This window comes from Nonomuraea sp. B5E05 (assembly GCF_039880665.1).
Classification (GTDB): domain Bacteria; phylum Actinomycetota; class Actinomycetes; order Streptosporangiales; family Streptosporangiaceae; genus Nonomuraea.
In genome coordinates this window covers 13884-39842 of record NZ_JBDPMJ010000045.1, presented here as the reverse complement: position 1 = coordinate 39842, position 25959 = coordinate 13884, and the positions used below count along the sequence as shown (strand labels likewise).

31 protein-coding genes and 1 pseudogene are annotated in these 25959 nt (G+C 66.8%); 15 read left to right on the top strand and 17 right to left on the bottom strand.

The genetic code is table 11. The features are described from left to right. The first annotated feature begins 10 nt into the window (after positions 1-10). Entirely contained in the window at positions 11-847 is an 837-nt protein-coding gene (locus ABGB01_RS42960; RefSeq protein ID WP_347779824.1) for a phosphoribosylaminoimidazolesuccinocarboxamide synthase, read from the top strand. Then, positions 844-1251 carry a hypothetical protein gene (locus ABGB01_RS42955; protein ID WP_347779823.1) on the top strand — a complete coding sequence of 136 codons (408 nt, stop codon included), beginning with the start codon at positions 844-846 and terminating at the stop codon, positions 1249-1251. The genes ABGB01_RS42960 and ABGB01_RS42955 overlap by 4 nt, the downstream gene beginning before the upstream one ends. Positions 1252-1347: 96 nt before the next feature. Here ABGB01_RS42955 and ABGB01_RS42950 read toward each other — a convergent pair whose 3' ends face one another. The 3 genes from ABGB01_RS42950 to ABGB01_RS42940 all read right to left on the bottom strand — a co-directional run bounded on the left by ABGB01_RS42950 (position 1348) and on the right by ABGB01_RS42940 (position 3394). Beyond that, positions 1348-2058 (bottom strand): hypothetical protein, encoded by a 711-nt coding sequence (locus tag ABGB01_RS42950; protein WP_347779822.1) that lies wholly within the window; start codon positions 2056-2058, stop codon positions 1348-1350. 62 nt (positions 2059-2120) lie between these two features. Then, positions 2121-2912: a ParA family protein gene (locus ABGB01_RS42945; protein ID WP_347779821.1), complete on the bottom strand. Its 792-nt coding sequence runs from the start codon at positions 2910-2912 to the stop codon at positions 2121-2123. 182 nt (positions 2913-3094) lie between these two features. Further along, positions 3095-3394, bottom strand: a complete 300-nt coding sequence (locus tag ABGB01_RS42940) for a hypothetical protein (RefSeq protein WP_347779820.1) — start codon at positions 3392-3394, stop codon at positions 3095-3097. 328 nt (positions 3395-3722) lie between these two features. Here ABGB01_RS42940 and ABGB01_RS42935 point away from each other — a divergent pair, with 328 nt between their 5' ends. The 3 genes from ABGB01_RS42935 (at position 3723) to ABGB01_RS42925 (ending at position 5523) form a co-directional block, all read left to right on the top strand. After that, on the top strand, positions 3723-3986 hold the full coding sequence (locus ABGB01_RS42935) for a DUF1883 domain-containing protein (RefSeq protein WP_347779819.1): 264 nt from the start codon (positions 3723-3725) through the stop codon (positions 3984-3986). Between the two features lie 443 nt (positions 3987-4429). After that, positions 4430-4792: a hypothetical protein gene (locus ABGB01_RS42930; protein ID WP_347779818.1), complete on the top strand. Its 363-nt coding sequence runs from the start codon at positions 4430-4432 to the stop codon at positions 4790-4792. Between the two features lie 311 nt (positions 4793-5103). Next, on the top strand, positions 5104-5523 hold the full coding sequence (locus ABGB01_RS42925) for a hypothetical protein (protein WP_347779817.1): 420 nt from the start codon (positions 5104-5106) through the stop codon (positions 5521-5523). 286 nt (positions 5524-5809) lie between these two features. Here the strand turns inward: ABGB01_RS42925 and ABGB01_RS42920 are convergent, their stop codons facing one another. From ABGB01_RS42920 to ABGB01_RS42905, 4 genes are all read right to left on the bottom strand, one after another. Further along, positions 5810-6463: a DUF1778 domain-containing protein gene (locus ABGB01_RS42920; protein ID WP_347779815.1), complete on the bottom strand. Its 654-nt coding sequence runs from the start codon at positions 6461-6463 to the stop codon at positions 5810-5812. A 404-nt stretch (positions 6464-6867) separates the two neighbouring features. Continuing rightward, a complete protein-coding gene (locus ABGB01_RS42915) occupies positions 6868-7065 on the bottom strand; it encodes a hypothetical protein (RefSeq protein ID WP_347779814.1) in 198 nt (65 codons plus the stop codon). Positions 7066-7155: 90 nt separating this feature from the next. Beyond that, the gene (locus ABGB01_RS42910) at positions 7156-8151 is read right to left on the bottom strand and encodes a hypothetical protein (protein ID WP_347779812.1); all 996 of its coding nucleotides are present in this window, start codon (positions 8149-8151) and stop codon (positions 7156-7158) included. Positions 8152-8217: 66 nt separating this feature from the next. Then, complete coding sequence (locus ABGB01_RS42905) at positions 8218-8526, bottom strand: hypothetical protein (RefSeq protein WP_347779810.1); 309 nt, start codon at positions 8524-8526, stop codon at positions 8218-8220. Between the two features lie 763 nt (positions 8527-9289). On the opposite strand from ABGB01_RS42905, the gene ABGB01_RS42900 reads away from it, so the two are divergent. Then, complete coding sequence (locus ABGB01_RS42900) at positions 9290-9490, top strand: hypothetical protein (protein ID WP_347779808.1); 201 nt, start codon at positions 9290-9292, stop codon at positions 9488-9490. Between the two features lie 35 nt (positions 9491-9525). Further along, positions 9526-10212, top strand: coding sequence for a hypothetical protein (locus tag ABGB01_RS42895; protein ID WP_347779807.1), 687 nt, complete (start codon positions 9526-9528; stop codon positions 10210-10212). 60 nt (positions 10213-10272) lie between these two features. Here the strand turns inward: ABGB01_RS42895 and ABGB01_RS42890 are convergent, their stop codons facing one another. Then, complete coding sequence (locus ABGB01_RS42890) at positions 10273-11814, bottom strand: hypothetical protein (RefSeq protein ID WP_347779805.1); 1542 nt, start codon at positions 11812-11814, stop codon at positions 10273-10275. A 153-nt stretch (positions 11815-11967) separates the two neighbouring features. Here ABGB01_RS42890 and ABGB01_RS42885 point away from each other — a divergent pair, with 153 nt between their 5' ends. From ABGB01_RS42885 to ABGB01_RS42875, 3 genes are all read left to right on the top strand, one after another. Beyond that, the gene (locus ABGB01_RS42885) at positions 11968-12162 is read left to right on the top strand and encodes a hypothetical protein (protein ID WP_347779803.1); all 195 of its coding nucleotides are present in this window, start codon (positions 11968-11970) and stop codon (positions 12160-12162) included. Positions 12163-12418: 256 nt separating this feature from the next. Continuing rightward, entirely contained in the window at positions 12419-12613 is a 195-nt protein-coding gene (locus ABGB01_RS42880; RefSeq protein ID WP_347779801.1) for a hypothetical protein, read from the top strand. A gap of 268 nt (positions 12614-12881) precedes the next feature. Then, complete coding sequence (locus ABGB01_RS42875) at positions 12882-13973, top strand: tyrosine-type recombinase/integrase (RefSeq protein ID WP_347779799.1); 1092 nt, start codon at positions 12882-12884, stop codon at positions 13971-13973. Between the two features lie 30 nt (positions 13974-14003). On the opposite strand, the gene ABGB01_RS42870 is transcribed toward ABGB01_RS42875, so the two are convergent. Beyond that, positions 14004-14312, bottom strand: coding sequence for an HNH endonuclease family protein (locus ABGB01_RS42870; protein ID WP_347779798.1), 309 nt, complete (start codon positions 14310-14312; stop codon positions 14004-14006). A 127-nt stretch (positions 14313-14439) separates the two neighbouring features. Here ABGB01_RS42870 and ABGB01_RS42865 point away from each other — a divergent pair, with 127 nt between their 5' ends. The 3 genes from ABGB01_RS42865 to ABGB01_RS42855 are packed head-to-tail and all read left to right on the top strand — an operon-like array spanning position 14440 to position 18280. Further along, positions 14440-15624, top strand: coding sequence for a tyrosine-type recombinase/integrase (locus ABGB01_RS42865; RefSeq protein ID WP_347779797.1), 1185 nt, complete (start codon positions 14440-14442; stop codon positions 15622-15624). After that, positions 15621-17873 carry a tyrosine-type recombinase/integrase gene (locus tag ABGB01_RS42860; RefSeq protein ID WP_347779795.1) on the top strand — a complete coding sequence of 751 codons (2253 nt, stop codon included), beginning with the start codon at positions 15621-15623 and terminating at the stop codon, positions 17871-17873. Before ABGB01_RS42865 ends, ABGB01_RS42860 begins: the two co-directional genes overlap by 4 nt. Continuing rightward, complete coding sequence (locus tag ABGB01_RS42855) at positions 17870-18280, top strand: DUF6262 family protein (RefSeq protein ID WP_347779793.1); 411 nt, start codon at positions 17870-17872, stop codon at positions 18278-18280. The genes ABGB01_RS42860 and ABGB01_RS42855 overlap by 4 nt, the downstream gene beginning before the upstream one ends. A gap of 222 nt (positions 18281-18502) precedes the next feature. Here ABGB01_RS42855 and ABGB01_RS42850 read toward each other — a convergent pair whose 3' ends face one another. The 7 genes and pseudogenes from ABGB01_RS42850 to ABGB01_RS42820 form a co-directional block, all read right to left on the bottom strand. Then, entirely contained in the window at positions 18503-19072 is a 570-nt protein-coding gene (locus tag ABGB01_RS42850; protein WP_347779792.1) for a helix-turn-helix domain-containing protein, read from the bottom strand. 277 nt (positions 19073-19349) lie between these two features. After that, positions 19350-19757: a hypothetical protein gene (locus tag ABGB01_RS42845; RefSeq protein WP_347779790.1), complete on the bottom strand. Its 408-nt coding sequence runs from the start codon at positions 19755-19757 to the stop codon at positions 19350-19352. A 149-nt stretch (positions 19758-19906) separates the two neighbouring features. Beyond that, positions 19907-20308, bottom strand: a complete 402-nt coding sequence (locus ABGB01_RS42840; RefSeq protein WP_347779789.1) for a hypothetical protein — start codon at positions 20306-20308, stop codon at positions 19907-19909. 141 nt (positions 20309-20449) lie between these two features. Beyond that, the gene (locus ABGB01_RS42835) at positions 20450-20818 is read right to left on the bottom strand and encodes a hypothetical protein (RefSeq protein ID WP_347779788.1); all 369 of its coding nucleotides are present in this window, start codon (positions 20816-20818) and stop codon (positions 20450-20452) included. Positions 20819-20894: 76 nt separating this feature from the next. Beyond that, positions 20895-21215, bottom strand: a complete 321-nt coding sequence (locus ABGB01_RS42830) for a hypothetical protein (RefSeq protein ID WP_347779786.1) — start codon at positions 21213-21215, stop codon at positions 20895-20897. Between the two features lie 166 nt (positions 21216-21381). Continuing rightward, positions 21382-21846 carry a hypothetical protein gene (locus ABGB01_RS42825; RefSeq protein ID WP_347779784.1) on the bottom strand — a complete coding sequence of 155 codons (465 nt, stop codon included), beginning with the start codon at positions 21844-21846 and terminating at the stop codon, positions 21382-21384. A gap of 68 nt (positions 21847-21914) precedes the next feature. Continuing rightward, positions 21915-22190, bottom strand: a pseudogene (locus ABGB01_RS42820) (recombinase family protein); the annotation flags it as partial. A gap of 1178 nt (positions 22191-23368) precedes the next feature. Between ABGB01_RS42820 and ABGB01_RS42815 the strand changes: the two are divergent. Together ABGB01_RS42815 and ABGB01_RS42810 are read left to right on the top strand one after the other, a co-directional pair. Beyond that, positions 23369-24091 (top strand): endonuclease domain-containing protein, encoded by a 723-nt coding sequence (locus ABGB01_RS42815; protein ID WP_347779782.1) that lies wholly within the window; start codon positions 23369-23371, stop codon positions 24089-24091. Between the two features lie 181 nt (positions 24092-24272). Then, on the top strand, positions 24273-24995 hold the full coding sequence (locus ABGB01_RS42810; protein WP_347779781.1) for a hypothetical protein: 723 nt from the start codon (positions 24273-24275) through the stop codon (positions 24993-24995). Positions 24996-25182: 187 nt separating this feature from the next. Here the strand turns inward: ABGB01_RS42810 and ABGB01_RS42805 are convergent, their stop codons facing one another. Further along, positions 25183-25395 carry a hypothetical protein gene (locus ABGB01_RS42805; protein ID WP_347779780.1) on the bottom strand — a complete coding sequence of 71 codons (213 nt, stop codon included), beginning with the start codon at positions 25393-25395 and terminating at the stop codon, positions 25183-25185. Positions 25396-25959 lie beyond the last annotated feature (564 nt).

Below are 25959 nucleotides of genomic sequence, written 5' to 3'. Positions count from 1 at the left end.
AGGATCTTCTGTGGAACTACTTCATTCGGGCAAGGTCAGGGATGTCTACCTCGACGGCGAGGACCTGATCCTGGTCGCCAGCGACCGTGTCAGCGTCTACGACGTCGTGCTGCCCACACCCATCCCTGACAAAGGCAAGATCCTCACGCAGCTCAGCCTGTGGTGGTTCGACCAGCTTGCCGACGTCTTCCCAAACCATGTGATCAACACAGACGTGCCCGCTGAGTGGGCTGGCCGTGCCGTACGGTGCAGGCGCCTGGAGATGCTGCCGGTCGAGTGGATCGCCCGCGGCTATCTGGCCGGCCTGGGGCTGCAGGAGTACCGCGCGAAGGGCACGGTGTCCGGGGTGCCGCTCCCGGCCGGGCTGCTTGAGGGCTCGAAGCTTCCGGAACCGATCTTCACGCCGACCACGAAGGCGACGGCCGGGCATGACGAATTCATCACCTTCGACGACGTCGTCGACCAGATCAGCGCCGACACCGCCGCTCGACTGCGAGACGTGACCCTAGAGATCTACCGGCGCGGAGCTGAGATCGCCGCCGAACGGGGCATCATCATCGCCGACACCAAGCTCGAGTTCGGCCGCGCGCCGGACGGCACGCTGGTCCTGGCCGATGAAGTGCTCACCTCCGACTCCAGCCGCTTCTGGCCGGCGGACTCCTGGCAGCCAGGGCGCACCCAGCACGCGCTCGACAAGCAGTTCGTCCGCGACTGGTCCTCCACGCTCGACTGGGACCGCACGCCGCCCGGGCCGCCGATCCCTGACGACATCGTGCAGGCCACCAGAGCCCGGTACATCGAGGTCTACGAGTGCATCACTGGCCTGACGTGGAAGGAGACCCAATGACCACCAACCGGCAGTACTTCGATCCGGAGCACCTGGTGCGCGAAGTACGAGAGCTGCTGCACTCGCGTGGGCTCGACACCGAGATTCCCGGTGACACCCAGCTGACGAGAACGGGAGCGTCGATGCTGCTGCGGGGTCTGGGGATCACACCGGGTATGGACGGCGTGGACGCCCTCGCCAGGGCCATAGACAAGCCCTGGGTCGACACCGACGATCTTCTGGCGGAGTTCCGGTCGGCAGAGACCGACCAGCGTCCTGCCGAAGGAGAGGCCCCGTGCGGAGTCTGCGGACACGAGGCGAGGTTGCACGCAGGGAAGTCTGGGCACCCCTGCGATGTCGTGTATGGGGACAGCGATATCGACTGCGCTTGCACGGGCTTCGTTGCCGTGGAGCCGATCAGATAGGCGCCCTCAGCCCTCAAGAGGCCTGGGACCACGGACTGTCCGTGGTCCCTTGTCATGTCCGGGCGAGTTCGGTACCAGAGCTTTTCGCTTGGCTCCCTATTGCTCGTGGAACGCACTCTTTTCGATCTCGTCCAGCAGCGTTCGCAGTTCGGTGAGGGTTTGGCGGACCTCCTCGGGATGATCCCTGGCGGCACCGCGGAGGATGTCACGCTTGACCACTCGCTGCAGAATGGTGCGGAGCCGGCCGGTCTCGGCGGTGAAGCTTTCTACCGCATCGATCTCAGGGGTCGTGTTCTCCGAGGTGCCGAGTTGAGCGAGGTAGGCGCGGATGTGCTTGACCGCCTCGGCGTCATCGAAGTCGCCCTCCGGAACGGCGTCGACTGCCCCTTTTAGGACCGCTGCGGTGACCTGGACGCCGTCGGCTTCTATGACGGTCTGGTAGACGGTGACGGCCGCGCCCTCACCGTGATGCGCCGCCAACGGCAGCAGCTCCCGAACCTGGCCTTCGCTCGGGTCCTTGGTGCCAATTGGCACCAGTCGCTCGGCTAGAGGCCACGCTCGGATGAGCCGGTTGGCGTAGCTGCGACTCATGTCCCAGCGCTGCTCGCAGTACTCCTCAAAGGTGGGATAGTCGGCACGGTACAGGCGGGCATCCCTGATCACTTGCAGGGCCTTTCCTGCCGCCCAGTAGGCAATCCGCAGGTTGTTGATGGCAGCTTCGCAGGCTGCCAGGTCGTCCCGTTCGACGTCGATCAAGTTGGGGCTGTTACCGATGGCCTCGTACGGCACCGGCAACGCCTTGGCCATCTCAGTGACCAACTTGGGAGCGTGCTGAACGGCGACGGGGTCCTCGCCTCGACGCCGACCCATCAGACGCTCACCCCGTCCACCGCTAGGGCCAGCTTGTAGAAGTCTTCCTTGGCGCGCAGGGCGGTCCCGGAGGGCTGATATTGGGTGACGACCAGGCCCTTCTCCGCCGCATTGGTGTGAATCTTGTACTTGCGGATGGGCTGGGGAGCACGCGGATAGCCGTGCTTGTCGATCCAGGCATTGACCTTCAGCAGGTCCTCATCGCCGTCACGTGCATCCCATCGGTTGACTACGACCAGGAAGGGGATGCCGCGGGGGCGGAGGACACGCTCAATGGTGTATTCGGTGGGATCGTAAGTGAGCCACTCAGGGTTCATCGGCACGATGGCACGGTCAGTGATGGCCAGCAGAGCGCGCAGGGCGTCCGCTGCGGCGCCATGTCCAAGAGGGTCTCTGCTGCGGGTGGCGTTGGGGTCGACGTCCATGAAGCCAGGACAGTCCACGATGATGCGGCGCACGAGTGGATCCTGCTTCAACTTCGGCAGCAGATCGTTGCTGCCTTGCGTGGACAGGTAGTCGAACGGCAGACGCTCTTCGGCGACCCGGTCAGCCCACTTCTCCATGGACCCCTGGGGGTCAATCCCTGCGGCTACGACTGGGGCGTCTTCGCCCTCAGGGTTGGGGCGGGTGTTCTCTCCGACGACGGCCGCCAGATTCACGGTGATAGTGGACTTGCCGACACCACCTTTTTGGCTGATCACAGCGTCGACGATGGCGCCTCGCGCCTTGGCCTCTTGAGCGTCATCGACCGCCCGTCGCGCGGCGTCGGCGGCTTGCAGGGCAGCAGACATCGTTCCTCCGTGGCTTCCCATTGTCTGGTACTCGGATGCTCAACAAGAGTGCCAGAAGGGAGGGGAGGGAGGTAGCGACACTCTGCTGTCGCCGTCCCATGAGCTGGCCAAACGGCGGCCGACTCTCGCCCTCTAGCCCGTACGACGGGCGCCGAATGAGTTGATCGTGAGGCCCAGCCGCGCTACGAAACCTGTGCCGGTCTGGGAAGAGGTTCCTGGGACACGCCTGACCGGCTGCCGGGTAGCTGGGTTGGCAACGTCTCCCGGAGTCGTTCCGCCAGCTTGTTTTCCGGCCCGCGCATTCGTTCCCGTACGTTCTTGGCCGCCTCCTCATCGCGCTGTACCGCCGCGATGGTCTGGAGCGCGTACGCGGCTTCGGCCACGTGGCCATGATTGATCAGCCACCTGATGAAGGTGTCACAGCCGAACCATCCGCCGTTGCGCCAGTAGGCGATGAGCGCGTCGCCGAGCTCGGTGGCCATACGCAGGTCGGTCTGCGGATGATCTGGTGGCGGCGTGTCGGGGACGTTGTCACCATTAACGCTGCTGCGGCCCTCTCGCGCCCTGAGCCATGCTGGAAGTCTCATGTTTGCCCCTCGCCATGGTGCTGAGACTTGTGCTATTTGACCTGAAGGTATGGATAGTCGGATCGGTCTGCCAGGCATGGCTGACTAGCGTCAAGGCGATGCTGCAATCCCCTCTCCCCTGGGCGGCGAGCGCGTCTTCGTCCGCCATCACCGGCGCGCCGACGTAGCGCGTTTCCGGACGCGACTACTTCCTGCTCAGTACGTGAGCAGCTACAAACGATGTGTGCAGCATCTCTACTGGGACCTCGGGTCCTACGCGGGCGGTGCCTGCTTCGAGGTGGACTGGCGCGGCTCGACCGCCCGGGTGTGCCTCATGGACGCCGGCGACTACCAGGCCTATCTCGATGAAGACCCGTACAGCTTTTACGGCGGCTTCTTCGACGTCAGCCCTGTCGTCCTGGAGGTGCCCTACGACGACTACTGGTACCTGGTCGTCGACAGCAATCCCCGGCGGATCAAGGTCTGGGTCACCGAGATTTTCGATTGAGGTGAGCCCGCGACGTGCGCGGGGGACTGGCGATTTCGGGTCGTGGGCGCTGCCTGGCGGGCGGCGGCCGGGACCGGCCGAAGAGCCGCACGCCCGGCCGGCCGATCCTCCAGGCTGCGCCCGGCGCGGTTCGCGCCGGGCGGCGCTCTTGATACCCCATAAGAACAATTCGGCAACTCGCCGTGCTCGTTGTTGCGTCACCCACCCGGGCTGTTGCCAGCCGCCGCAACGAAACCCGCTCAGCATGCTCAAGTCCACGCGCCTTTACGACCTCCTACAGCTGAGGTTCGATAACGACGCAGAGCTGTAGGCGCCCGTTCGTCTGCCGGAAGGATCAAGGATGGCTTGGTTTCGATCTCGTGCGGAAAAGCAGGCGATCAAGCAGTTGGAAGCGGAGGAGCGGACTGCCCTGGCCGATGCCTGGCACGCACATACGCAGCGCTTTGGAGAAGGCTGCGGGTGTCTCCAGCATCACGTTTACTTGCCACTTCGACACCTGGGGATTCATCTACAAGCACGCACACGAGGCCGGGAACTTCAACGGACCGAAGGTGGTCGACGAACAACCTGACGGCTTCGTCGCGGTTCCGGTCTCGGGACCCACCCTCGTTGCGGTTCTCGAAACGCTGTGGCGGGAGCAGAGGAACAAGTACCGCAGTGCCGGCAACAGGGCGATTGCTAAGCGGATCTATGACGTGACAAGCACGACCGTAGAAGCGATCGACCTGGAGGCGGCGGAAAGAGGGACTCCCATCCCGCCCGTCGTGATCGACGCCAAGCACGGCACCGCTGACCCGCAACCGTGAGTGGGGGGCAGCCCATGTACCAAGAAGGGACAGAGGCGCCCTGATCCTGAGGGATCGACGCACGAGAACCTGCCGTGCTCGGTGGCCGGTGGTGAGGTACGAACCATCGGCCGGCGATCGGCCCCAGCTCGATACAGCGGGAACCGAAGTCTGCCGATCGTCCAACCTCAGCCCACGATCTTTCGGCAACTCGGCGCACCCGTACATCGCAGATGCATTGGTACATGACCGTCGCGCGGGCGCGTAAGCCTGTCCGCGAGGTCCGTCAACATCGCCTTTCGGCAATCGCCCGCGCGTGCTGAGGTGACCGCATGACCCCCACCAACGCCGCCAACCGGCTGGCAGTCGCAGGAATGATCGTGTTGACGCTGGCGTTGGCCTGGACCAGCGTCGAGATTCAAGGCGTCGCCGCAGACGGGTCCGCCCCTTGGACGCGCGAGTGGATAACCGGGTGGCTGATCGGACCGGCGGTGTCGCTGCTCGTGCTGGCCGTGTTCGGCACCCGCGTCTACCTGATCACACGCGGTCAGCCGATTCGCTCGCCGAAGCTGGTACGGATCGAGCGGCTGTTCCTCGCGGCGATGCTCGTGCTGTGCGGCTGGCCACACCTGCCCTGGGTCGCCGACACGTTCAGCCTCTGGGGGCTGGCGCTGCACGTCCTGGCGCCGGTCGTCGCGGTCGCCGTCGTGGCCAGCCTGCCGATGATCCTCACTCAACATATGGACGGCTGACGGGCTCGGCGAGCGCGGCGGCGCCGCCTGAACTCGGGTCTTGTCGGCGTCGCCCTGGTCGTGCCCGTTGCCGGATGTGTGTTGCCTGGTCAGTGCTCGTACCCAACGGCGGCCGCGACGCGGGCGCCTTGATCCTGTAGGGAAAAGTTGCTTCCGATCTTGCCGAAGGTCGTATCCCTGCCGAGATACCTTGGTCCATTCCGGACTCCTCCACGTTTGGGGAACCCAACCCACTATCTTGCTGCGGCAGGATCCGGCCCCTATCGGAGGTCGTACGACACGCCGTTCAGCGGCGAGGCTGGATCCGGTCGAGACCTCCGGGGTGGGCGTGCCCGAGGGCGACGACGGCGTTGACGAGCGCGTCGTACAGGCGGCGGTGGTTCCAGTGCTGAAGTGCGAGGGTGGTGCCGTCGTCCTCCAGTTGGCGGGCGAGCTCGGCGAGTTGCTCGGTCCACTCGCGCGCCGTCAACGGCAGCCGCGGGGCGGCACTGGGGGCCGGTTGCGGTGGCGCCGGCGCGCGGTGGAAACGGGTCGGAGTCCATCGCGCGCGCTGCCCGCGGGCCCGGCGGGAGATGTTGATGAACTCCTCGATGGTCTCCTCCAGGTCCTCGCGCATGTCGTAGATGGCGGCGGCCAGCTCGCCTGAGTCGGATCCGCCGGCCTCCTCGTGCGCGGTGCGCAGAGCGAGCACCTGGCGCTGGATGGCGAACAGGCGCACCATCGCCTCGCGCGCATCGGGCGGCATTTCGTCGCGCGCGGCCGACAGCGCGGCCGCGCTCACGTAGCCCGCCAGGGTTGTCCCGTCCAGAGCGGCGGCCTTCTCCAGAGCGGCGTGTTCGGCGTCGGACAGGCGGAGGTTGACGCGTCTGCCGCGCTGTCCCTGCCCGTGTTCACGGGTTCGCCGGCGCGGTTTCGGTAGTGGTTTCTCGGCGTCGGTCACCGCACCCTCCTGCCGGTTTGGGGAACCCAAACCTACAACTTGCTCCGCAGCTAGCGAGGGCCGCGGGAAGCCCTGGTCCGGAGGGTTGCGGGCGTGGTCAGGGGCATGAAAAACCCCGGAGCTGGCCGGGGTCTGCCCGTGTATCGGGTGACGATACCTTAGCACTGTAGTTGATCTTGAGATTGCGATCAGGGGGTACTTAGTACCTATCTTGCTGCCTGGAGATTTCAAGATCATTGGATGTGCGGTGTTGGTTCTGGTTGGGCTGCTTTCCGCTTGAGTTCTCTGGTTGTTCGTCGCGCCGGGGCCGCATCAGCAGGGGACAGCAGAGGGGCCCCGGCCCCTCGTAAAGGAGGGGGGCCGGGGCCCCTCTGCGACTGTGGAGGGCTTCCAGCGGCCCGCCGTCACCGCCACTGGTGCTTGCGGGAGTTGCGCCCGTAGTGGCCGGCCTGGAGCATCTCGCGTGCTTCGTCGGCGTTGTCCTGGTGCTGCTTGGCTGCCCACGTGTCGCCCTTCGTGGAGCGCTGGGCAGCGTTCGCGTTCTCGTCCCGGGCGATCTTCTGCAGGTCCTCGCGGCTGTACTCGCTGGGGATCAGCGGCATCTGGCTCTCTCCTGTCACGGGGTGGTGTGCTCAAGTGTGCGCTGGGCGCGGCGTGCTGGGGTGCGGGTTCGTAATTGACAGATGTTCCTGTCAATTACTTTCGGGGCGGTTCGCTTCGAGGCGACGCCGGGCGGCGTCGCGCTTGGCGAGCTCGCGGTGGTTGCGCCAGGCGTGGTGGGCGTCGGCGATCAGGTCGATGACGGCTTTGTCGCGGGTGGCTGGCCGGGTGCCGCCGCCAGCGCCCTTGCCGAGATGCCAGGCTGTGGTGCCGCTGCGGTGGCGGGCTTCCCATCCGGAGCGGCCGCCGGTGACGGTGCGGTGCGGCTGCACGGTGCCCAGCAGGTGCCCGGCGACGATGACCCAGTAGGCGCCGTCGTCATGGTCGGTCTTGACGACCTGGACGGCGTCGAGCTCTTCATCGGTGAACCAGCGGCGCCGTTTCATCGGGTCGGTCTCGGTCGTCCATGGCCGACCGGAGGGGACGTCCCGGACGGGGTTGCGGGAGCGTGCCGGCTGGCGCGGCGTGCTGGGAACGGTCGCGGGCCGCGGCTCGGTGGGCGCCTCAGTGGTCGACTCGGTGGCGGGTCGGGAGGCGGGCGCCGAGCTCGGCGCCCCGGCATCCGGAGGGCCGTCCGGCAAGCCGTTCAGCTCGGGCGCGCCAGCGGGTTCAGCGGGGCTCTCGCCGGCAGGGCTCTCGGCGGGCAGGTTCTTGGCGGAAAGGTTCTTGGCGGGCGGGGGAGCGGGGCGGCGGCCGCGGCGGCGATGTTGTTCGGGGATGAGGTGCCGCCAGCGTTCGCGGGCTGACTGACGGGTGATCCCGGCGGCCTCACCGAGCTGGGGGAAGCCTGCTAGCCCAAGCTGGCCGGCCTCATGGGCGGCTTGGTCGGCGAGGTCGTCGGCCATGGTCTTCAGAAGGGTGGCCGCGTGGATGAGGGCGAGCTGGCCGGCGGTGCGTTGCTCGGGCGGGCCGTCGTACGGCTGGGCGGGTGTGGCGGTGGTGACCAGGTCGGCCACGCGTTCAGCGAGCCTGCGCAGCTCGAACTTCACATCGGCCTTGTCCTGGTCGGGCAGCTGCTTCCACGCCATATTGACAGGCTAGTCTGTCAATAGATCGTTTGACAGGTTTTCCTGTCGCATGGACTGCCGGGTGGCTCAGCCGCCGTCCGTGGGCGCCGGGTGCACGGTGACGGCGGTGCCGTACAGGCGGGCGGCCTCGAAGAGGGTGTTGAGGACCTCGGTGGCGTGTTCGGCGCGCGAGCCGCTGAGCCGCGCGTGCCATGTCCAGGTGGCCGGGTTCCAGGCCATGTGCGGCTTGATCAGCTCGACTTGGCGGTCGAACTCCTGCGTCTTCAGGTCGCGGTTGGAGACGGCTGTCACGTTCAATTCGAATGCGTCCATGGCGCCGTTGTACGCCTCGGCGCCGACAGGTTCGCCGCCCTCACCGGCTGCATGATCATGCATCGGGACTGCATAACTGGGCGTCAAACTGTAGACGTTGCCGCCCCCTCGACGCTTCTGTCCGACCAGTCACAGCTTTAAGACTGCGAGTAAGCCCAGCTTCGAGGCGCAGCGCAGGGCTCGGGTCATAGATCGCGGAGGACGTGGGGCCGGCGTCTGGGCAACGAGACGATCGCCGTCGAGGCTCTCGGGCTCGTGTCAGCCCTCTGCCAGGGCGGGCCGCCGCCAAGCCATCGGTAATGCCGTCGAAGGTATTGTCCGGCGCCGCAGTTGTCTGGACTTCCCGAGCAAGACAACGGCCCTCCCGGGGCAAATCGGGAGGGCCGTCACGTGTGCTCCGCTGCGCTCATCCGGACCAACGAACTGACGCCTCGGAATCGGCTGACCTGGCCCTACACCCCGTGTCGGGGCTCGCTGCCGATCGCCATGGCTCCATCGTTCCCGAGTTGGGACTTGTCCATTAAGCCGCTCGGACCTTCTCGGACCACTTCGTGCACACTCGAGCATCTTCGGGAGCTGATCATCTCCGCATACTGGCGCTAAACGCTGGCCTGAACAGGGCGAACAGTCTGCTGTTCAGGCTGTTCAGACGGGCGGAGGTTGTCCGGAATCAGCGATTACCACGCTCTGATGCCGGTCTATGGCCGCAGGCGGCATCATGCGGTGTTACCGACGCTTCTGCGAGCCGCAGCGGAGGGCAAACCCTGCGGCGCATCCGCGGAGGCGCGGCGACAGCTCATCCGGACCATGAACGCCAAGGAGATCCATGCTTCCCCTGCCGTACACGCCTGCGCTCTGCCTGCCCTGGCCGACGATCCGGCCGGTCACGCTCACGCTCGTGCTTGTCTTCATCGTCGTGCTGGTCGCGCTGGGCAGCGACCCCGCCCTCGCTCTGGGCGTGGCCCTCGCCGCGATGACCGCGACCATCGGCCAGCTGAACCCCGCCGACGACAACAGCAACCGCTGACCGCGCCGGCGAACACCCACGAGGACCTACCTTCGATGCCTCGGCCTGAAAAGCCGATCACGTGGGACGGCCCGCTGGCTGACCTGGCTCAGGCGCTGCGTGATCTGCGCTGGCGGGCTGGCCGGCCGTCCTACCGCGACCTGGAAGAGCGCACCAGGCATTCCCGCTCGGTTCTGGCCGACGCGGCCGCCGGCTACCGCTGTCCTACCTGGGAGGTCACCCGCGACTTCGTGGTGGCCTGTGGTGAGAACCCGGACGACTGGCGGCCGCGTTGGGAACTCGCGCGCGCCGCCGCAGGCAAGGACCGTCCGGTCGAGCGCAAGCCCCGGCGGCCGCGTGGTGAGGCGACCCGCGCTGCCAAGCCGCGCGCCAGCGTTGCTACGAAAGCGCCTGTTTCCCCCAGCGCCCCGCCCGATCCCGAACTGGCCCGCACTCCCATGCAGTTCCGCTACCAGCTGCGGACCCTGCGCGCGTGGGCGGGCAACCCATTCACGAATCCGACCCACCGCATCGACGGCAGCGATCTCTGGGTGCCGGCCAGCACCATGTACGACGCCCTCAACGTCAAGCAGAGCCACCTGCCCGCGCTGCGTGTCGTGCGCGCCATCGTAACCATGTGCATCGACGACGCCGAGCAGGTGGAACGGTGGCTGGACGTCTGGCGTGCGATCAACATGGCGGAATACCAGCGGGCCAACCCGCCGCCTCCAGGGCTGGGCTGACCGGTGCGGCGAGCCTCCTGGGGTCCCCAGGACCATTCCTGGGGACCCCAGGAGCTGGATTTACGACGATGGCGCCGCTCTGGACGCGGCGATCCGGTCAAGGATCTCAGGACTGAGGGTCTGTGGGCGTTGGGTGATCCAGCGACGCACCTGGGAGGTCCGGAGGATGTGGATCCCGTTCATAGCGGGGTCCGGGCCGGCCGTGAAGTCGACGACGGCTGCAGCGACGACCGGAATACGCGAGTCGCCGACGCTGAGCGGGCTCATGCGCGCCACAGCGGTGGCCAGGGCGGCTAGATCCGGCTGCCACGACTGCTGTGGCATCAGCACGTACAGGCCAGAGCGGCAGGCCACCAGGTATCCGGCCACGCTGCCGGGCAGCACTGTGCCGTACCAAGCGCGGAAATCGTCGCCGACCAGGGGCGCCAACACACGCATCAGGCGCGGTTGCCTGACCGGACGGGTCGTCCGCAGCGTGGTGATCAGATAGAGGACCAGCCGGATGGGCGCGGACAGTACGAAGCTGATCAATACGTAGACCGCGTCCCCCAGGGCCGCCACCAACGTGAAGAGGGTTTCGCGGCTGGCCGGAGCGGACAGCGCCAGCAGCAGCAGCGCCAAGGCCGTCAGCGCTGCACCCGGCCAACCCCACAGCCAAAACGGCGGGCCGAACACGACCGCCGCGGAAACTGCGGCCGCGATCATCACGAGTGCGCCGGCGGAGGTTATCTCGGCCACAGTAGTCAAGGCGGTGCTCCCCCGGTCGAGGTACAGGACCGGGGTCAGGTCGCGCACGTCAAGCACCCTGCCGTCGTTCCAGAAGACGCGATGGTCCTCAGTACCGGCCGGGCGCTCGGCCCGATCGGAGATCCAGATCGGTCGGCTGTCCGCAGGCGCGGAGGCCTCGGTCGAGGACTGACCGTCGACGACCGCGTCGACCAGGGCGCGGCCCTCGCGCAGCCGTCGCAGCTCCGCCTCCAGCTCGGCGGCGTAGCTGGCGCTGATCTGGGCCAGCTGCAGGTCGGCGTTCAGGCGGGTGAGCTCGGCATCCCGGGTGATCGCTTGTTCGCGCATCTCGGCCAGCAACTCCCGGTAGCGCTCGGCTTCAGCCTCGAGGGCCTGGCCGCGTGCTCGGGCCCGAGCCAGTTCCTGCGCGCCGCGCTGGGCAGCCGCGGCGATCTCCGCTTGGGCGACCTCCAAGTTGTCACGGAGCTCGGCCTGCTGGCGGGCGGTGTCCAGGAGTTGCTCGGTGAGCTGATGGCATTTGCGCGTCAGCGCGATCACCTGCGCCTCGAGCTGCTCGCGCGGGACGGGCAGGTGCGGGGCGGCGACCTGTTCGGCCGCCGCATACAGCAGCCGTCCCTGCGCGATGACCTCGGCCTGCAGCAGACCGCCGGTGATCTCCTCGATGGGGATCAGGTAGTTCGGCTCCACGTACTCCCAGGCCGGCAGGTACTCGCCGCGGAGTTCCTTGGAGATCTTGTTCTTGTCGCGGATGCCCAGGTGCTGGGCGAGCCGGACCTGGCTCACGCCGGCCTCGTCCATGACTGAGCGCAGCCACTGTACGAAACGCACCACCTCGGGTGCCGGTAAGTCGTTCATGGCCGTAGGGCCCTCCGCTCCCCGCCGGGCATCCTCACCGCACGAGCACCCGCGCCGGTTCCTGGTCTTCCCAGGACCGAGCGCGCCCCACCAGCGTAGAGAGCGACGGGGCGGACACTCCACCGCCACAACGACACGACGCAAGGAAGTGCAATGAACAGCAACCGGGAATTGTGGATGGCGGTCATCGTGACCGCCGGTGTCCTCATTGCCATCGTCGGCGGCGGCCTGGCCTGGCTCGGCGGCACCCCCGCGGCGATCGCCATCCTGGTCGGCGCGACCGGGTTCGCCGGCTTCGTCGGCCTGGCGCTGGCCATCGCCACGTTTCTGACGCGCACGCAGCCCTAGGTAGGCGCTCGTCCGCCGATGCCCCCCTCTGGCACCAAGGCGCTATGACGCGATTCTCCTCCAGACGTTCGCCGGGTCTGCCCCTGCGTGACCCGCCCGACCTGCATGTTCGCGACCGAGATCCGGCGCGTTCGGGGGATTTGCAAGTCGGCACTACGTGTCGGTGTAAGAGAACTTCTCCCCGCCCGATCGCCGCTTTTCGGGACGGGCCCGCCGATGCTCTACGGTCATCCCAGGGACGGTTCGGCTCCATGGCGTGACCGCGCGGCGGCATCCGGTCGAATTCGCCGGATGGACCGGCGGCTCGAAGAAGGAGATGACGCCTGTGGGCAAGCACCGTCTCGACGACGATCGGCAGCAGAAGGTGCGCACCGCGCTCGCCCTGGCCAGGTTCGTGCTGTGGCTGGGCTGGCTGGTGTGGACGCTGACCGATCGCGACGCCACCCGCTAGGTCGGGTGGGCGGGCCTCCTGCCACGCGCCGCTTTTCCAACCGAGCGGGCAGGAGGCCCGTTGGCGTCTCAGCCTAGGTCGTGACCCCCCGCGGTACCCAACCCGGGACCGCCGGTCGTCGTGTTGCGGCTTCGGCTACTTCTACCCCCGGGAGGGCTGGCACCCCTCCCAAGATCATAAATTCACCACAAACCGGGCAGGTTCGAGCCCATTTCAAGATCAATGATCATGATTAGTTGGGTAATTCTCGTACCCCATAATGACTCTTATGGTGTACGAGATCGATCCGCGCGACGCGATCCGGCCGATGCTGGAGCCACAGGCCCCGCTGAGCGCCACCCGGCTGGCCGCGGCGCCCCCCGGCGAGCGGCACGCCCTCATCACCGCCGCGGTCGTCGCGCTGCCCGGCCTCGGCCCGGTCGAGCTAAAGCACCGCTACGGCCTGCGCCGGCTGACCGCCGTCTGGCTGCAGACCCGGCCCTCGCCCGCCACCACCGCCGCCTACCACCGCGACCTGGCCGGCTACCTGCGCTGGTGCGCGCGCCGCTGCGACCCGCTGCGCGCCTACCGCAGCGACATCGACGAGTACGTCGTGCACCTGACCGAGCGGTACGCGAACTCGACCGTGGCCCGCAAACTGGCCGCCGTCTCCGCCTGGTACGGCTACCTGCTCGCGCACGACGTCGGCACCCGCAACCCGCTGGCCGGGCTGAAGCGGCCCGCCGTCGACCGCGACCACAGCGCCACCGTCGGCCTGTCCCGCGCCGAGGCCGCCGCCTTTCTGGCCGCCGCCGGCGCCGATGCCCGCCCAGTCCGGTTGCGCACCACCGCACTACTCGGCTTGCTGCTCACCGAAGGGCTGCGGGTGGCCGAGGTGTGCGCCGCCGACGTCGCCGACCTCGGCCACCGGCGCGGCTACCGCACCCTGACCGTGATCCGCAAAGGCGGCAAGAAGCGCAGCTACCCGCTTGCCCCGCCGATCGCCGCCGCCCTCGAGGACTACCTGTCCGACCGCGCGCAACGGGCCGGCACCACCCGCGAGCAGCTGGCCGGCCCGCTGTTCACCACCGAACCCTCCGGCCCGCACCCCGGCGGCCGCCGGATGGACCGCTGGGCGATCACCAAGCTCATCCGCCGCGTCGCCCGCCAGGCCCGCATCCCCGCCGCCGCGAAGCTCAGCCCGCACGGCCTGCGGCACACCTTCGCCACCCTCGCCCTGGACGCCGGCGCCGCACTGCGCGACGTCCAGGACGCCATGGGCCACGCCGACCCCCGCACCACCCGCGCCTACGACCGCGCCCGGCACAGCCTCGACCGCCACCCCGCGCCACGACTGCTCGCCTACCTGGACGGTCAGTAGCACCCAGGACCACCACGTCGAGCAGCACGCCTACGGCAGCGGGACGATCTCCAGCGGCACATTGGGGCAGCCGGCCGCGATCGAGGACAAGACGTTCTTCTCGGCGGTGTCGACGGTGAGCTCCCACCGGGTCTTGATGGCGGTCCATTCGGCGATGTACCGGCACCTCACCGGCTCGATCGGCAACCACGTGCTGGGATCTTGGTCGGCCTTCTGGCGGTTGCTGCGCGCGGTGACAGCGACCAGGTGACCCGGGCCGGACAGATCGTTGGCGTAGGCCTGACGTCGCGCGGGCGTCCACGCCGAGGCGCCGGAGTCCCAACTTTCCGCAAGGGGCACGACGTGTTATCTGGTGCTCTTTCTCCGTGCCGCTGACAGATGTGACAGAGCCTTCCTGGTCAGGTTGATGATCGTCAGCGGTGTGATATCCGGCAGAATCTGCCGTGCCGCTGACGTCGGTGACACGATGCAGGAGGAGTACGTGGCGTTCAAACAACGAGTGGCCACATCGGATGGACCTACCTGGACGGTGCTCGGTGCCGACTACCGAGTCGTGCAGCCGATCGAGCGCTACCTGGAGCACTTGCGTTCGACGGATCACTCCCCGAACACCGTCGAGAGCTACGCGAAAGGTCTTGAGCTGTGGTGGACGTTCCTCGATGCGCGTGGCCAGTCTTGGGACAGGGTGGGCGTCGCTGACGTCGGCACTTTCCTCGGGCAGCTTCGGTGTGGCGCTGTCGGCGTCTCGGTGGTCCCCTCGATCGGCGCCATCGCCCCGGCGGAGTCGACGATCGCCGTGCGCGTCCGCGCGGTGATGGGCTTCTACCGCTACCACGCCGAGGCGGGTGTGGATGTTGCCGGCCAGTTGTATGAGACGGTGCGCTCGCGCCCTGGCTCCTACTTGCCGTTCCTGGAGCACATCGCCCGGCGGGATGGGCGTCGACGCAGCCGGATCCGCGTCAGGACACGATCGCGCGGCATCCCTGTGCTGCGGCCGGAGCAGGCTGCCGCCTTACGCCAAGCGGAGGCCCGCTGGGATCCCGCTTCGGGGACGTGGATCGGTGAGCTGCGCTACCGGCTGCTCTGGGCGTTGCTCGAGGAGACGGGCCTGCGCCTGGGCGAGGCGTTGCGGCTGCAGCACCGCGACTGGAAGACCGGCACGGGCGACACCGCGCTGATCGAGGTGTCCGACCGGCCAGCGCACCCGCATGGCCTGCGGGCTAAGAGCGGATACCGGCGGATCCACGTCGGTGCCGAGTTGGACCGTCTCTATGGCGAATGGGTGTGGGCTTTGTGTGAAGCCGGCGCCGATGTCGAGGTGGAGGACTGGGATCGCTTCTACGTCTTCTGCAATCTGCACCGCGGCCCGCGGTTCGGTGCGATGCGCCCGGAGAGTGTCTATAGGCACCTCGCGACGATGAAGCGACGCGTGCCCGACCTGCCGGAGTCGATGACCCCGCACTGGTTCCGGCACACCCACGCCACAGCGTTGCTGCTGGCCGGCACGCCTATGCACGTGGTCTCGCGCAGGCTGGGGCATGCCGACGTCCAGACCACGATCAACACCTATGCCCACGTGACCGAAGACGCTGAGCTTCGCACCTGCGCGGACTGGCAAGCCATCACCCAAGCGTGGGGCGGCGCCAGATGAGTCCTGAACCGTCAACGCAGCAAGAGCCTCCAGCCCTTACTGGAAAGCCGCGCGTTCCTCAGCGCAAGCGCCGCGAAGAGCGCGACCCACGACTTCCTCTCGCCGATCTGTTCTCCCCGGCCAAAGCTCAGAAGCTGTGGGAATCGTTGCCGGAAGATCATCGGCAGGATCATTTCGACTCGAAGAACATGCCCGCGGACTACGCTCAGGCGTTCCGAACGGTCAAGGTCGGGCAGGGCGGGCAGTGGAATAGCCAGGCCGTCAGCATGCGAGGCCTGCCCCGGGAGATGATCTGGGAGTTGGCCTGGTTCATCCACCACGAGGTCGCAGACGGTCACCTGATCAACGGGCCTCGCCTCCAGGCCGCACGCATCGGCCTGGAGCTGGCCACCCAGCACGGCACCGCAACTGGCCGCGCTGCCCGCTCGGTGATGGCCATGCCCGTCGAGGCCTGGACGCAGGAGATTCGACGAGCACGCATGCGGCTGGGAAAGGGCGATGTCGGCGCCTATGTCGAGGAATTCGCCGCCTACGTGATCAAGCGCATCCAAGATCGCCTGGTCTATGCCTACCACGACGGGCCGTGGTGGCGCCTGAACGTCTGGAACCCAGTGCTAGACCCGCGCATCCCCATGCGCGAGCACGAGCCGCAAGGGCGCCATCGGGCGAACTTCAGCCAGCTGACCAGCGACTGGCTGCGTGAGGCCTGCAAGTGGTGGCTATCGACGCAGTTGCTCACCGGCCACTACGTGTGGTCGTCGATCAAGAGCCGCCTTGATCACTTCAAGTGGTTCCAGTGGTATCTCGACGAAGTCGGCTGCGCGGGTCCGCATCTCGTCGACGACGTCCACGACCTACGTGCCCTCACACGCGGATTCGTTGAGTCGTTACGGCAGCACACAGTGATGAGCGGTCCGAACAAGGGCGGCCGGCTGTCGACCAATGGGCTCCGACAGCCGCTGATCACGGTCGAGACCTTCTACCGATGGATGTTCGACAACGCGCGTGAGGCCGCTGCGCTCCTGGAGGAACCTCATTGGCTGCGGCTGACCTCGCATCACACCGTCCTCTTCCGGCCCGAGGACAAGCCGCGGATGGTCAACAAGCTCGCCGATGACCTGGCGCTCGAAGAGGAAGTCGTCAATCAGATCGCCGCAGGTTCTGAGCTGCTGGCTCTGCCCAAGCAACAAGGCGGGATCGGTGATGTCCAAGCCTTTCACGCCCTCATGCTGCAGATTCGCACCGGACGCCGCATGAGCGAGATCCTGCTCATGGATTTTGAACCACTCTCGCCCCTTCTCCACGCCTCGCCCGAAGCGCGAGAGGCTGCCGAAGCCGGCGATGGCTTCGTCGCCAGGTTGGCCTACCAGCAGACGAAGATCGAAACATCGCAGCCCGCGACCATCCCTGTCGACGCCGAGATCGTGGCCATCATCCGCGCGCAGCAAGAGGTCGCACGCCAGCTGCTCAACGAACAGAAGAGCGTCGCCGGAACCTCGCCGCGTTATCTGTTCTTGCGAACACGGGGCAACCGTCTCGGCCGGCATCCTTTCCCGGCTGAGACCTATCAAGCGCGGCTGCGTGAGCTCACCCAGCGCTTGAACATCACTGACGGCATGGGGCGGCCGGTTCGCATCTCCCAGACTCATCAGTTCCGGCACACGCGGGCGACTGACCTGATTAATGCCGGAGTTCCCATCCATGTGGTGATGAGGTACTTCGGCCATCTCACTCCGACGATGACCATGCACTACGCCAAGACTCGATCTGAGGCGGCGGAGCGGGAGTTCCTCCGATACAAGAAGGTCACCGCCGATGGACGAGTGGCCCACGATGACCCCAGCGACATGTTCGATCTTCTTCATCTCGACCAGCGAGCCGATCGTGTCCTGCCCAACGGCTGGTGCCTACTCCCGCCCAAACAGCTATGCGCCAAAGGCAACGCCTGCCTGAGCTGCGACAAGTTCGTCACGGACGCCAGCCACCGCGACGAACTACGCCGCCAGCTCGACGACACCGAGACACTCATCAGCCGACGGCAGGCGCAATTCACTGCCCGTCACGGTGAGCCCATGAGCTGCGACAACGTATGGCTGGCTGGGCGAACGGCCGAAACCACGGCGCTGCGCAAGGTTCTGATCGCCCTGGACCAGGTGGGCGTGCGTTCGGCAGGGCCGTCCCGTGCCGTTCGCGGGGCCGGCACAGTCGATAGGCCCGATGCGGGCCTAGAAGAGGAGAAGACGCAGTGAGCGATCTTCCGAAGCATCTACGACAAGCAGCCGCCGCGCGAACAACAGCAGCAGAGGAGAAGGCTCGAAAGGCCTTGAGGCGCTTGGCCGTATCGCGCGAGCCGGTCAGCTTCACCGCCGTCGCCAAGGCCGCGGGTGTGAGCACCGACTTCCTCTACCGTCACCCGGAACTACGTGCCCAGATTGAACGGCAACGGGCGAAGTTCCGCAGCTCAGTGAACCCCGCGGTCACAGAGGATGAGCCCGCCGCCTCGTCGTCGGCTCCGGTGAGAGTGCTCGCTCGCAAACTGGAGGAGGAACGAGTCGCTCGGCGCCATGAGGTCGCGGAACTGCGCAGAGCGTTGGAAGTGGCGCAGGGGGAGAACCTGGAGTTGCGCCGCCGCCTTGAGCGATACGAGCCAGCATGAGTGATTCAGGTCGCGAGAACTGACCGCGCCCGTCTGGACGATCAGGCAGGTTCGAGGTGATCGGCGAGGCGGCGGAGGGTGCCCGCGAACCGGCCGCGGAGGCGCAGAACAACAGACCGGCGCGAGCGCGGCGGGATCGTGAGTAATCGTGCTGCCTCGGCTCGCCGCTCAGCCAGGTCCGCGCGGACGAGCTCTTCATGCAGGTGATGCACGGAAGGCTCCTCAGGGTTCCTCGGGGAATGCGTGGTAGAAGATGAAGATCGGGCGGGTGTCCGGCGCGGTCTCGTTCGATTCGACGCGCGCGTTGGTCAGCTCGCGCCACGGCTTTAACACGGCATTGAGCTGGTCGGCCAGCTGCGCGAGCTCATCTTTGGTGAGCCGTAGGTGGCGGCTGCTTCCGAAGCCCGCGTCGCGCCAGTCCTCGGGAAGCGTCATATGAGTACGTTCGAAGTCGCGCAGCCGCTCGAACTGGTCGATCACCCACTGTGAAGTCCACGCCTGCACCGTGGCTCTGGCTTCCGGGGCTTCGAAATCCCTCACTAATGCCCACCCGCTTAAAGCTGCCCGCACCCAGCGTTCCCGGCTGTCCCGGGCGAGCTCCGGCACGTCCTCGATAAACCCATGCGGCTGCATTTGCCGCAGGTGATAGCTCACCTGGCCGGGGTCGGCATCCATCCGCCTGGCGAGCTCGCTCACAGTGACCGGGCCAATCCGGAACAGGAGGCTAAAAAGCTTCATCCGAAACCGGCTGGTCATGACCTTGAGCACGTCCACGTCATCGATCTGGCGCATAGCCACGACGGTAAGACCAGCAGGTAAAGATGCTCAAGACATCTACTGGATCTTGAAATCACGCGTTCGTGGTGCAGCGACTGCTGGCGGGCCAGGCCTGCGGGGGGTTGCGCGACTCGGGCTCGTACGGCCGGACATTCCCGCATGGGTATCCCGGCAGATCGCGGCGGGCAGATCGACCTTCGACGAGAGCATGAGGGACGCCCTTTCGTCGCGCGCTCTTGATCTTCGCGCTTGTCGGCGATATGTTGCTCACGCCTCGACCAGGAGCTTCCGATCACATCTGCGTAGCGGGCACAGATATGACGTGGTCGACGTCAAGCCCGGAGGCCCGCTCCACGATCACGTCGTCGTAGTAGGAATGCCAGCTGCCGCCGGTCAGAACGCAGTCCGCGTCCACTTCGGGCGGGCTGACGGCCTCCTCGATGAGCACCTCGTACCGGGTGCTGCAGCCGTCACGGTCGGCGTCGATCCAGTGCCGGAAGGAACTGCGCTGGTAGCCGTCGCGACTCTCCTTGCCGGTGAGCAGAGCGGCCACCGCGTCGCGCAGCAGCACCCTCTCGGCGTGGGCGGACGACGCAGCTGCGGTTGCGGCGGCTGCGGGACTGATTCCCGCCAGCGGCGTGGCCAGGAGGAGAGCAGCCAGGAGGGCGGCTGGGATAGCGCGGGATGGGGGGAACGGCACCGGAAGCCTCCAACCACGATTACTATAAGTAAAATATTTATCACTCTAAGTAATCATGGCTGGAGGTGGCATGATTACTACCGGCTCGGTGACAGCTCCCTGACCTCCACATCCAGGCGTCGAGCAAGAGTGAGAGGGGGACCGTACCGTTACTGATCGGCAATGGACTCCGGCCGCAGGATCCAGAGCATGATCGCGAGCAGCGACGGCCGGAGCAGGATCTCTGCCCATGATCCACCGACAGACCACTGCGCGAGCGCTCCAAAGAAGGCCAGGAGAAAGGCCCCCGCGATCAGGTCGCGTGCTCGGCGACCGCGCCGCCACACCCGCCAGGCCGCAATGGCCAGCAAGGCGGGACCAGCGCCAAGGAAGATCGCCGTAAACCATGCCATGACCGTGGGCTGATGCAGGCCCTCGGGGGAGTGGGTCCACGCCAGCAGATCGGAGAAGGGCGGCCACACGACCAACACCGTGCCCATGGCGGCGCCCACGACTTGCAGGGCCAGCAGTAACCGTGACTCGCGCGACTTGTTCGGCGGCGCCTCGCTCAACGGGTCCTCCCGCAGGTAGCTGCCCCGCAGTCTGAAGGCGGTCAGCGAACCCGGCTATCCCGGCAAAAGCCATGATTTTGGACCGCTGCGCTACCAAAGCAGCGCGTCTCAACAGGGAGTCCGTCCGATTAGTGATTCTGATCAGGACGCCGAACGCGCGCCCGGGTCCGAGGCGTGATCGTTCGTATCCTGCTGGCCCGTGTAGTTCTGGCGCCACGACTCGATGGCCGACAGTGGCCAGTACAGGCGGTACAGGATGCGGATGGGGGCCGGGAACGGCAGGCGTTTGGGCTGGCCGCGCGAGAGCCAGCCGGTGATGGTCTTGGGCGCGACGCCGGCCACGGCGGCGGCTCCGGCGATGTCCACCCACACGTCGTTGTCCAGGGGCGGCAGGCCCAGCAGGGCGCCGGCCGGCGGCCGTTCGCCGCGGTCCAGGGCCTGGCGCAGGGCGGCCAGGTGCTCGTGCAGGTCGACGATCTCGACCGGGCTGGTGCTCTTCGAGATGGTCATCGGCGTCTCCAGCGTCTGCAACTCGCGTTCTTTTCGGGCACGGCAAAGGCCCTCGCCGGTTCGGCGAGGGCCTCGTTCACCGCACCCTGGTGGCCGCGATGGCCAGGTCGGCGTGCAGGCCGGCGGCCTGGCGAGCTGCCAGCGCCACGGTGTCGCGGTAGGCGGCCACGCCGTCGACCAGAGCGTCGTCGTGGCACTGACGCGCCAGCGCGATCATTTCCTCGGCCACGGCCAGCGCTTTCATGTGCGCGCTGGACGCGCCCGTTGCTGCGTCCCCCAGCGCCTGGTAGGTGGCGGCACGCGCCAGCGCGATCTGGTTCATCACGCTGGTCTCGGCGGTGGCCGCCTCCCTCAGCGCGACGGCCATACCGGGCACCTTGGGCTGCAGAGCGGACATGCGATCTCCTCTCGAAGGAACGTCTACAGTTCTAAAACTGTAAACGGTTGCATCGTTCGACGCTTCTGTCCGACTGGCTACAGCTTTAAGACTGCAGGTAAGTCCCAGCTTCGAGGCGCGGCGCAGGGCACACGGTCATAGATCGTGGAGGACGGTGTCGGCAGGGTCACCGAAGAGCGGGCCGGGCGTGGCGAGCAACGGTCGACGGCCTCGGTGCGGGTGGCGGCGCGGTGCACGACGACGCGCCCGTCGGGTCCAGGGCCTGCCAACGGCGGCCGGAACGGTAGACGCGGCCCAGCTCGACATCGTCATAACCGTCGTCGATGTGCACGTGGTAGGAGCCATCGGGCAGGCGCGGCAGGTTGTCAGCCAGCGCGGCGCCAGCCAGCTGGGCCGGGGTGAACGGGCTGATCGGCCGTTCCCGCGGGGAGCGGGCGCGCGGCCGCCTGGGGGTGCGGGCCTCGGGCCCCAGGTCCGGCAGGGGCGCGGGGGCGATGAGCGCGGCCAGCAGCGCGGTCACGGCCTGCACGCGGCTGGTGCTGGCCGATCCGGACACGGGGCCGTCTGGCGTGCAGGCGACGTCGCGGCCGCGATCGTCGCGCTGAAGCCAGCCGACGCAGCGGCTGCGCACGCTGACATCGGTGCGGCCGGGCACGCGGCCCCTGAGCAGGCTCCAGGACGCCAGCGCGCCGGCTGACCGCGGCCGCCGTTGCGTCCGCGGGCGCGGGCGGCGTCCAGGCCGGCGCGGGTGCGCTCTTGGATGAGGCGGCGCTCGAACTGGGCGAGCGCGCCGAAGATGTGGAAGACCAGCTCGCCGCCGGGGGTGGCGGTGTCGAATCCCTCGGTGAGGCTGGCGAAGGTGACGCCGCGCCCGGCGAGGTCGTTGACGGTGTCGATGAGGTGCTTGAGGGAGCGGCCGAGCCGGTCCAGCCGCCAGACCACGAGCGTGTCGCCGGAACGCAGGTAGTCCAGGGCCTGGTCGCAACCACTCAGCCGTGGACCCAGCAGAAATCTTCGCCAGCATGAGCTTCATCACATGTGTCGGATGTCACATCCTGCTGCATCCAGAAAAGTGTTTTCCCTGCTAAGGGTGGCGAACATGTGTTCACTACAGGGTTCACCGTTATCTATCCGTGACACTCTCGGATTGGCAGAGAAAAACTCGATAGGTAGGTTCCTCGGCGCTGCCAGAGTCAGTCAGTCACAAATTCCAGGCTGGCAGATTGGGCGGCATAAGCGAAAGGCTCTGCCCCGGCCGTCGCAAGCAGAAGCAGAGCCAGTCGTCGCTACCGCGAGCCCTCGTCAGGCGCGTCCGCCTGCTGGGGCTCGCTTGCGTCGTGCAGATCCCAGAGGGCCAGACACGTCCGCGTCGCGAGCGGCCCCCAGACGGGGAAGGTGTCTCGTACATGGCGAGCGAACCCACAGCCGGCTTGAATGCCTTGAGCTAGATGTCGCTTCGCCCATGCACCGCAGGCACGGACCCGTTTGAGAACCTGGCGCCGGTCACGGGCAGCCATCTCTCCTCCAATACCGGAACCCGGTTGGGAGTTCGATTCGACGGAGGTCGACCCGAGGATCCGGCTGCGGCCGACCCCCCGGGGGCGCAGGCCGCGAAGTTGAACTGGTGCCGATCAGGCAGGGGGAACGTACTGCGACCCTCATAGCATCGGCAAAAGAGTGCTCAGGCTGTAAAGATCAACGAGGTGTTTTGTAAAACCCCACACCCCTGATCAACCACCCCAGCTTGCGGTCACAATGTGTCCCTGCTCACACTTCAAGGGTCGATTCCTTTGTCAGGGGCCAATCGTCACCTTCGCCCCCTCGTGTCCTTGACTCTCGAGGCCGCAGGGAGCCGGCCGTCGGAGCTCCGACACTCTGAGAGACGCGCCAGATCAGCAATGGCGATGATGCGGCCGGCCAGGCGGTCGGCGGGCGCGTGGCGACTTCGGCCTCGCTCATGCCTAGGCGCGGTCCCATGTGTCTGCGGACCCGCCTCGGCAAGGACGACTGCGCGAAGGCAACATGAGTTCAGGTCCGAAGCGGAGGCGACACCCACACCAAACGCGGACCGTAATTTTGTCAGTGCTTTGTGTCACGGTGCTGGCATGGACGGTTGTGCGGTCAAGGTTCACGTCGTAGACGGACGCGTTGTCGTGGCGCCCGGGGTGGCGCTGATCTGGCTTCCCCGAAACGGGGAGATCGTGGGGAAGATCCCGGCGAGCCAGGACAACCGTCGGTGGCTGCGTCGCACCGTGGACGTCCGTTCCCCATACTTCGACAACCGGGGATATTGGCATCTGCCGCGCACCTGCCTGGGCAGACTGGTGATGGCGGCCATCGATCGCTACGGCTATGTCGTGCTGTGCCGGGACATGTCGAAGCTGTCGCGCTGCAGCAGGAAGTGCCAGGAGGCGACAGGGCTCGAATGCAACTGTTCCTGCCGGGGGACGCACCACGGGGAAGAGGACCCCGATGGATGGTTCGAGCGCGTCGGAGACGTCATCGTGGACGAGCGCGGCGATTTCACCCGCACGTTCATCGCCTACGGCCCGAAGGGGAGTAGCGCAGGCGCCGTGATCTACGGTGGCCAGCTCCAAGGCAGGCGCTACCGGGTGGACCGCGCCGGCCGCAAGGGCTGGCCCAAGGCTTCGGCGTTCATGTGCGCAGGCTGCCTGACTGCGCCGGCGAAGGTGTGGGACCACTGCCACAGGCATGGTTACGTCCGCGCGCCGCTGTGCAACACCTGCAACACCCGCTACTGGAGCGGGTGGCACCCCCAGTACGGCCGGACCACACCGAGCAACAACCTCGACACCACCTACTACCGCTGGTGTCTCCAGTACGACGTGGAGGGACAGCACCCGTGCAGCTCGTAGCTATGCGGGACGTCGTCGGCACGTTTTTCCAGACGCTCCCCGACCGGACGCTCCGGCCTGGACATAAAGGCGAAAGCGGTCACGCTCTGTGGTCAATTCCGCACGTTCGCATGGCGGCTCGCTCGCGTGCGGGAGACCATCGGGACACCGCACCCCCAACCTTCGGTGAAGGAGACTCCGCATGGTCGAAGTGGTCAACTGGGTCGCTGACCGCTACCAAAGCCTCCAGGAGTGGGCGCGAGAACGGTTCGCTGACGATCCACGTGAGGCTGAGATCGCCAAGTACTCGGTCCTCGCCGTCTGCGTCGCGGCCGTGGCCCTCCTTGTGATCTCGCTGCTGTGGCTGGCCGTCACGGTGCTGAGCGTTCTCGTGCAGGGCGCGGCCAACGGCCTGATCCTCGGTGGGACTTGGACGCTGGAACGGGTGGCCGACTGGCATCTGACCGAGGTCATCACCACGCCAGTCCATGCCTACATCACCGCCCACGCCGCCGGCCTGCCCACGAGGGTGGAGGCGATCTGGTCGGCCTGGGCGCTTACCGGGCCGATCCTGTGGCTGCTCTGCTGGCTGACGGGCTCCTCCTGGAGTGCGCGCCTGGCCTGGGTCTTATACGGCGCTGGCACCGTCGCCATGGTCTACAGCGCCAGTCCCGCCGACGGGCGCATGCTCGCCGCGGGCATCGCCGTCCTCTACTGGGGCGTGCTTTCGGTGTTCGCCTTGCGGGGCATGCGCCGGCGGCCCACGATGCACGTCCACCCGGCTCCGCCCCCTACCACTGCGCTGGAACAGCTGCGTGTGCGCCTGGACGAGCAGTTCGGCGAAGTTCAGATGCGTTTGACCAGTATGGAGGAAACAGTCAACGACCAGCTCGCCGCCCGCAGAGCAGAACAACGCGATCGTTGATCATCGTGCTCCGCCGACCGATCAAGACTCATGACGACGGGCCGTCACCCTCGGTGCCGGCGCCTATCCAAAACGTTGTAGTGGGCGCACCAGTCGCGCGCGGTGGCCAGGTCGAGGAACACCCGGAAACGGGGCCGTAGATCTCCTTGGGCCAGCGCCGTTCGGATGCTGAGAGCCGTTGTTGTGTTCAGGTGTCCTGCGAGCGGAACCCGTCGACCATCGCCGCGACCTGGTCAGGGGCGGGGGCGAGGTACTCGGCGACGGCCTGGCGGCACCAGGCGGTCACGTCGGGGGCCCCGCTCTGCCTTGATCTCGCTGTCGAGCTGGGCTCCTGCGATGTGCTCGGCGTTGGAGGCGGCAGATGCAGGTCGATGAGGTCGTCCAGGGCATAACGGATCACCGTGCGCTTATGATCTCTGATCAGCAGGACCGGGCCCTCGGCAATCGCCTCTGACCAGCCCTATTAGCCCTTTCGGACGTACTTGGTCTGCCCCCGCTCAAGGGCAGCTTGATGAAATCGTGATCCGCACCTCCGCCCAAGCCCTCGCCGCCGTACGAGGCAGCAATAGATTGCTGGCTGGTCAGGCGTCGAAGCGAACGAGCACACGTTCAGGGTGTGGATGTTGGTGTCGCCCAAGTCCAACAGGTGCTAAATAGATGCCCCTCCTTGACTGCGTGGCAAGGTATGGTTGTAGCAGTTATCTAGCTGGATAGAAGGCGAAGCTCGGAGGCTGACAGCAGAAGACCCCGGCCCAAGATGCCAATGCTGAACCGGGGCCTCTGCCGCATGCCGCTACGCAGGGCGGGGCTGGTGTGTCACCACCAGACCCCGCTAGCGCGTTCTAAGAGCCATGGGACGAAGGCCAAGTACACCTCTATGAGGAGCAGCAGCACTTCCCATGGCCGCGGCACCCAGTCGTCATCCATACGTTTTCCTTCGTTCGGTTTCCCCAGGAACCCGATG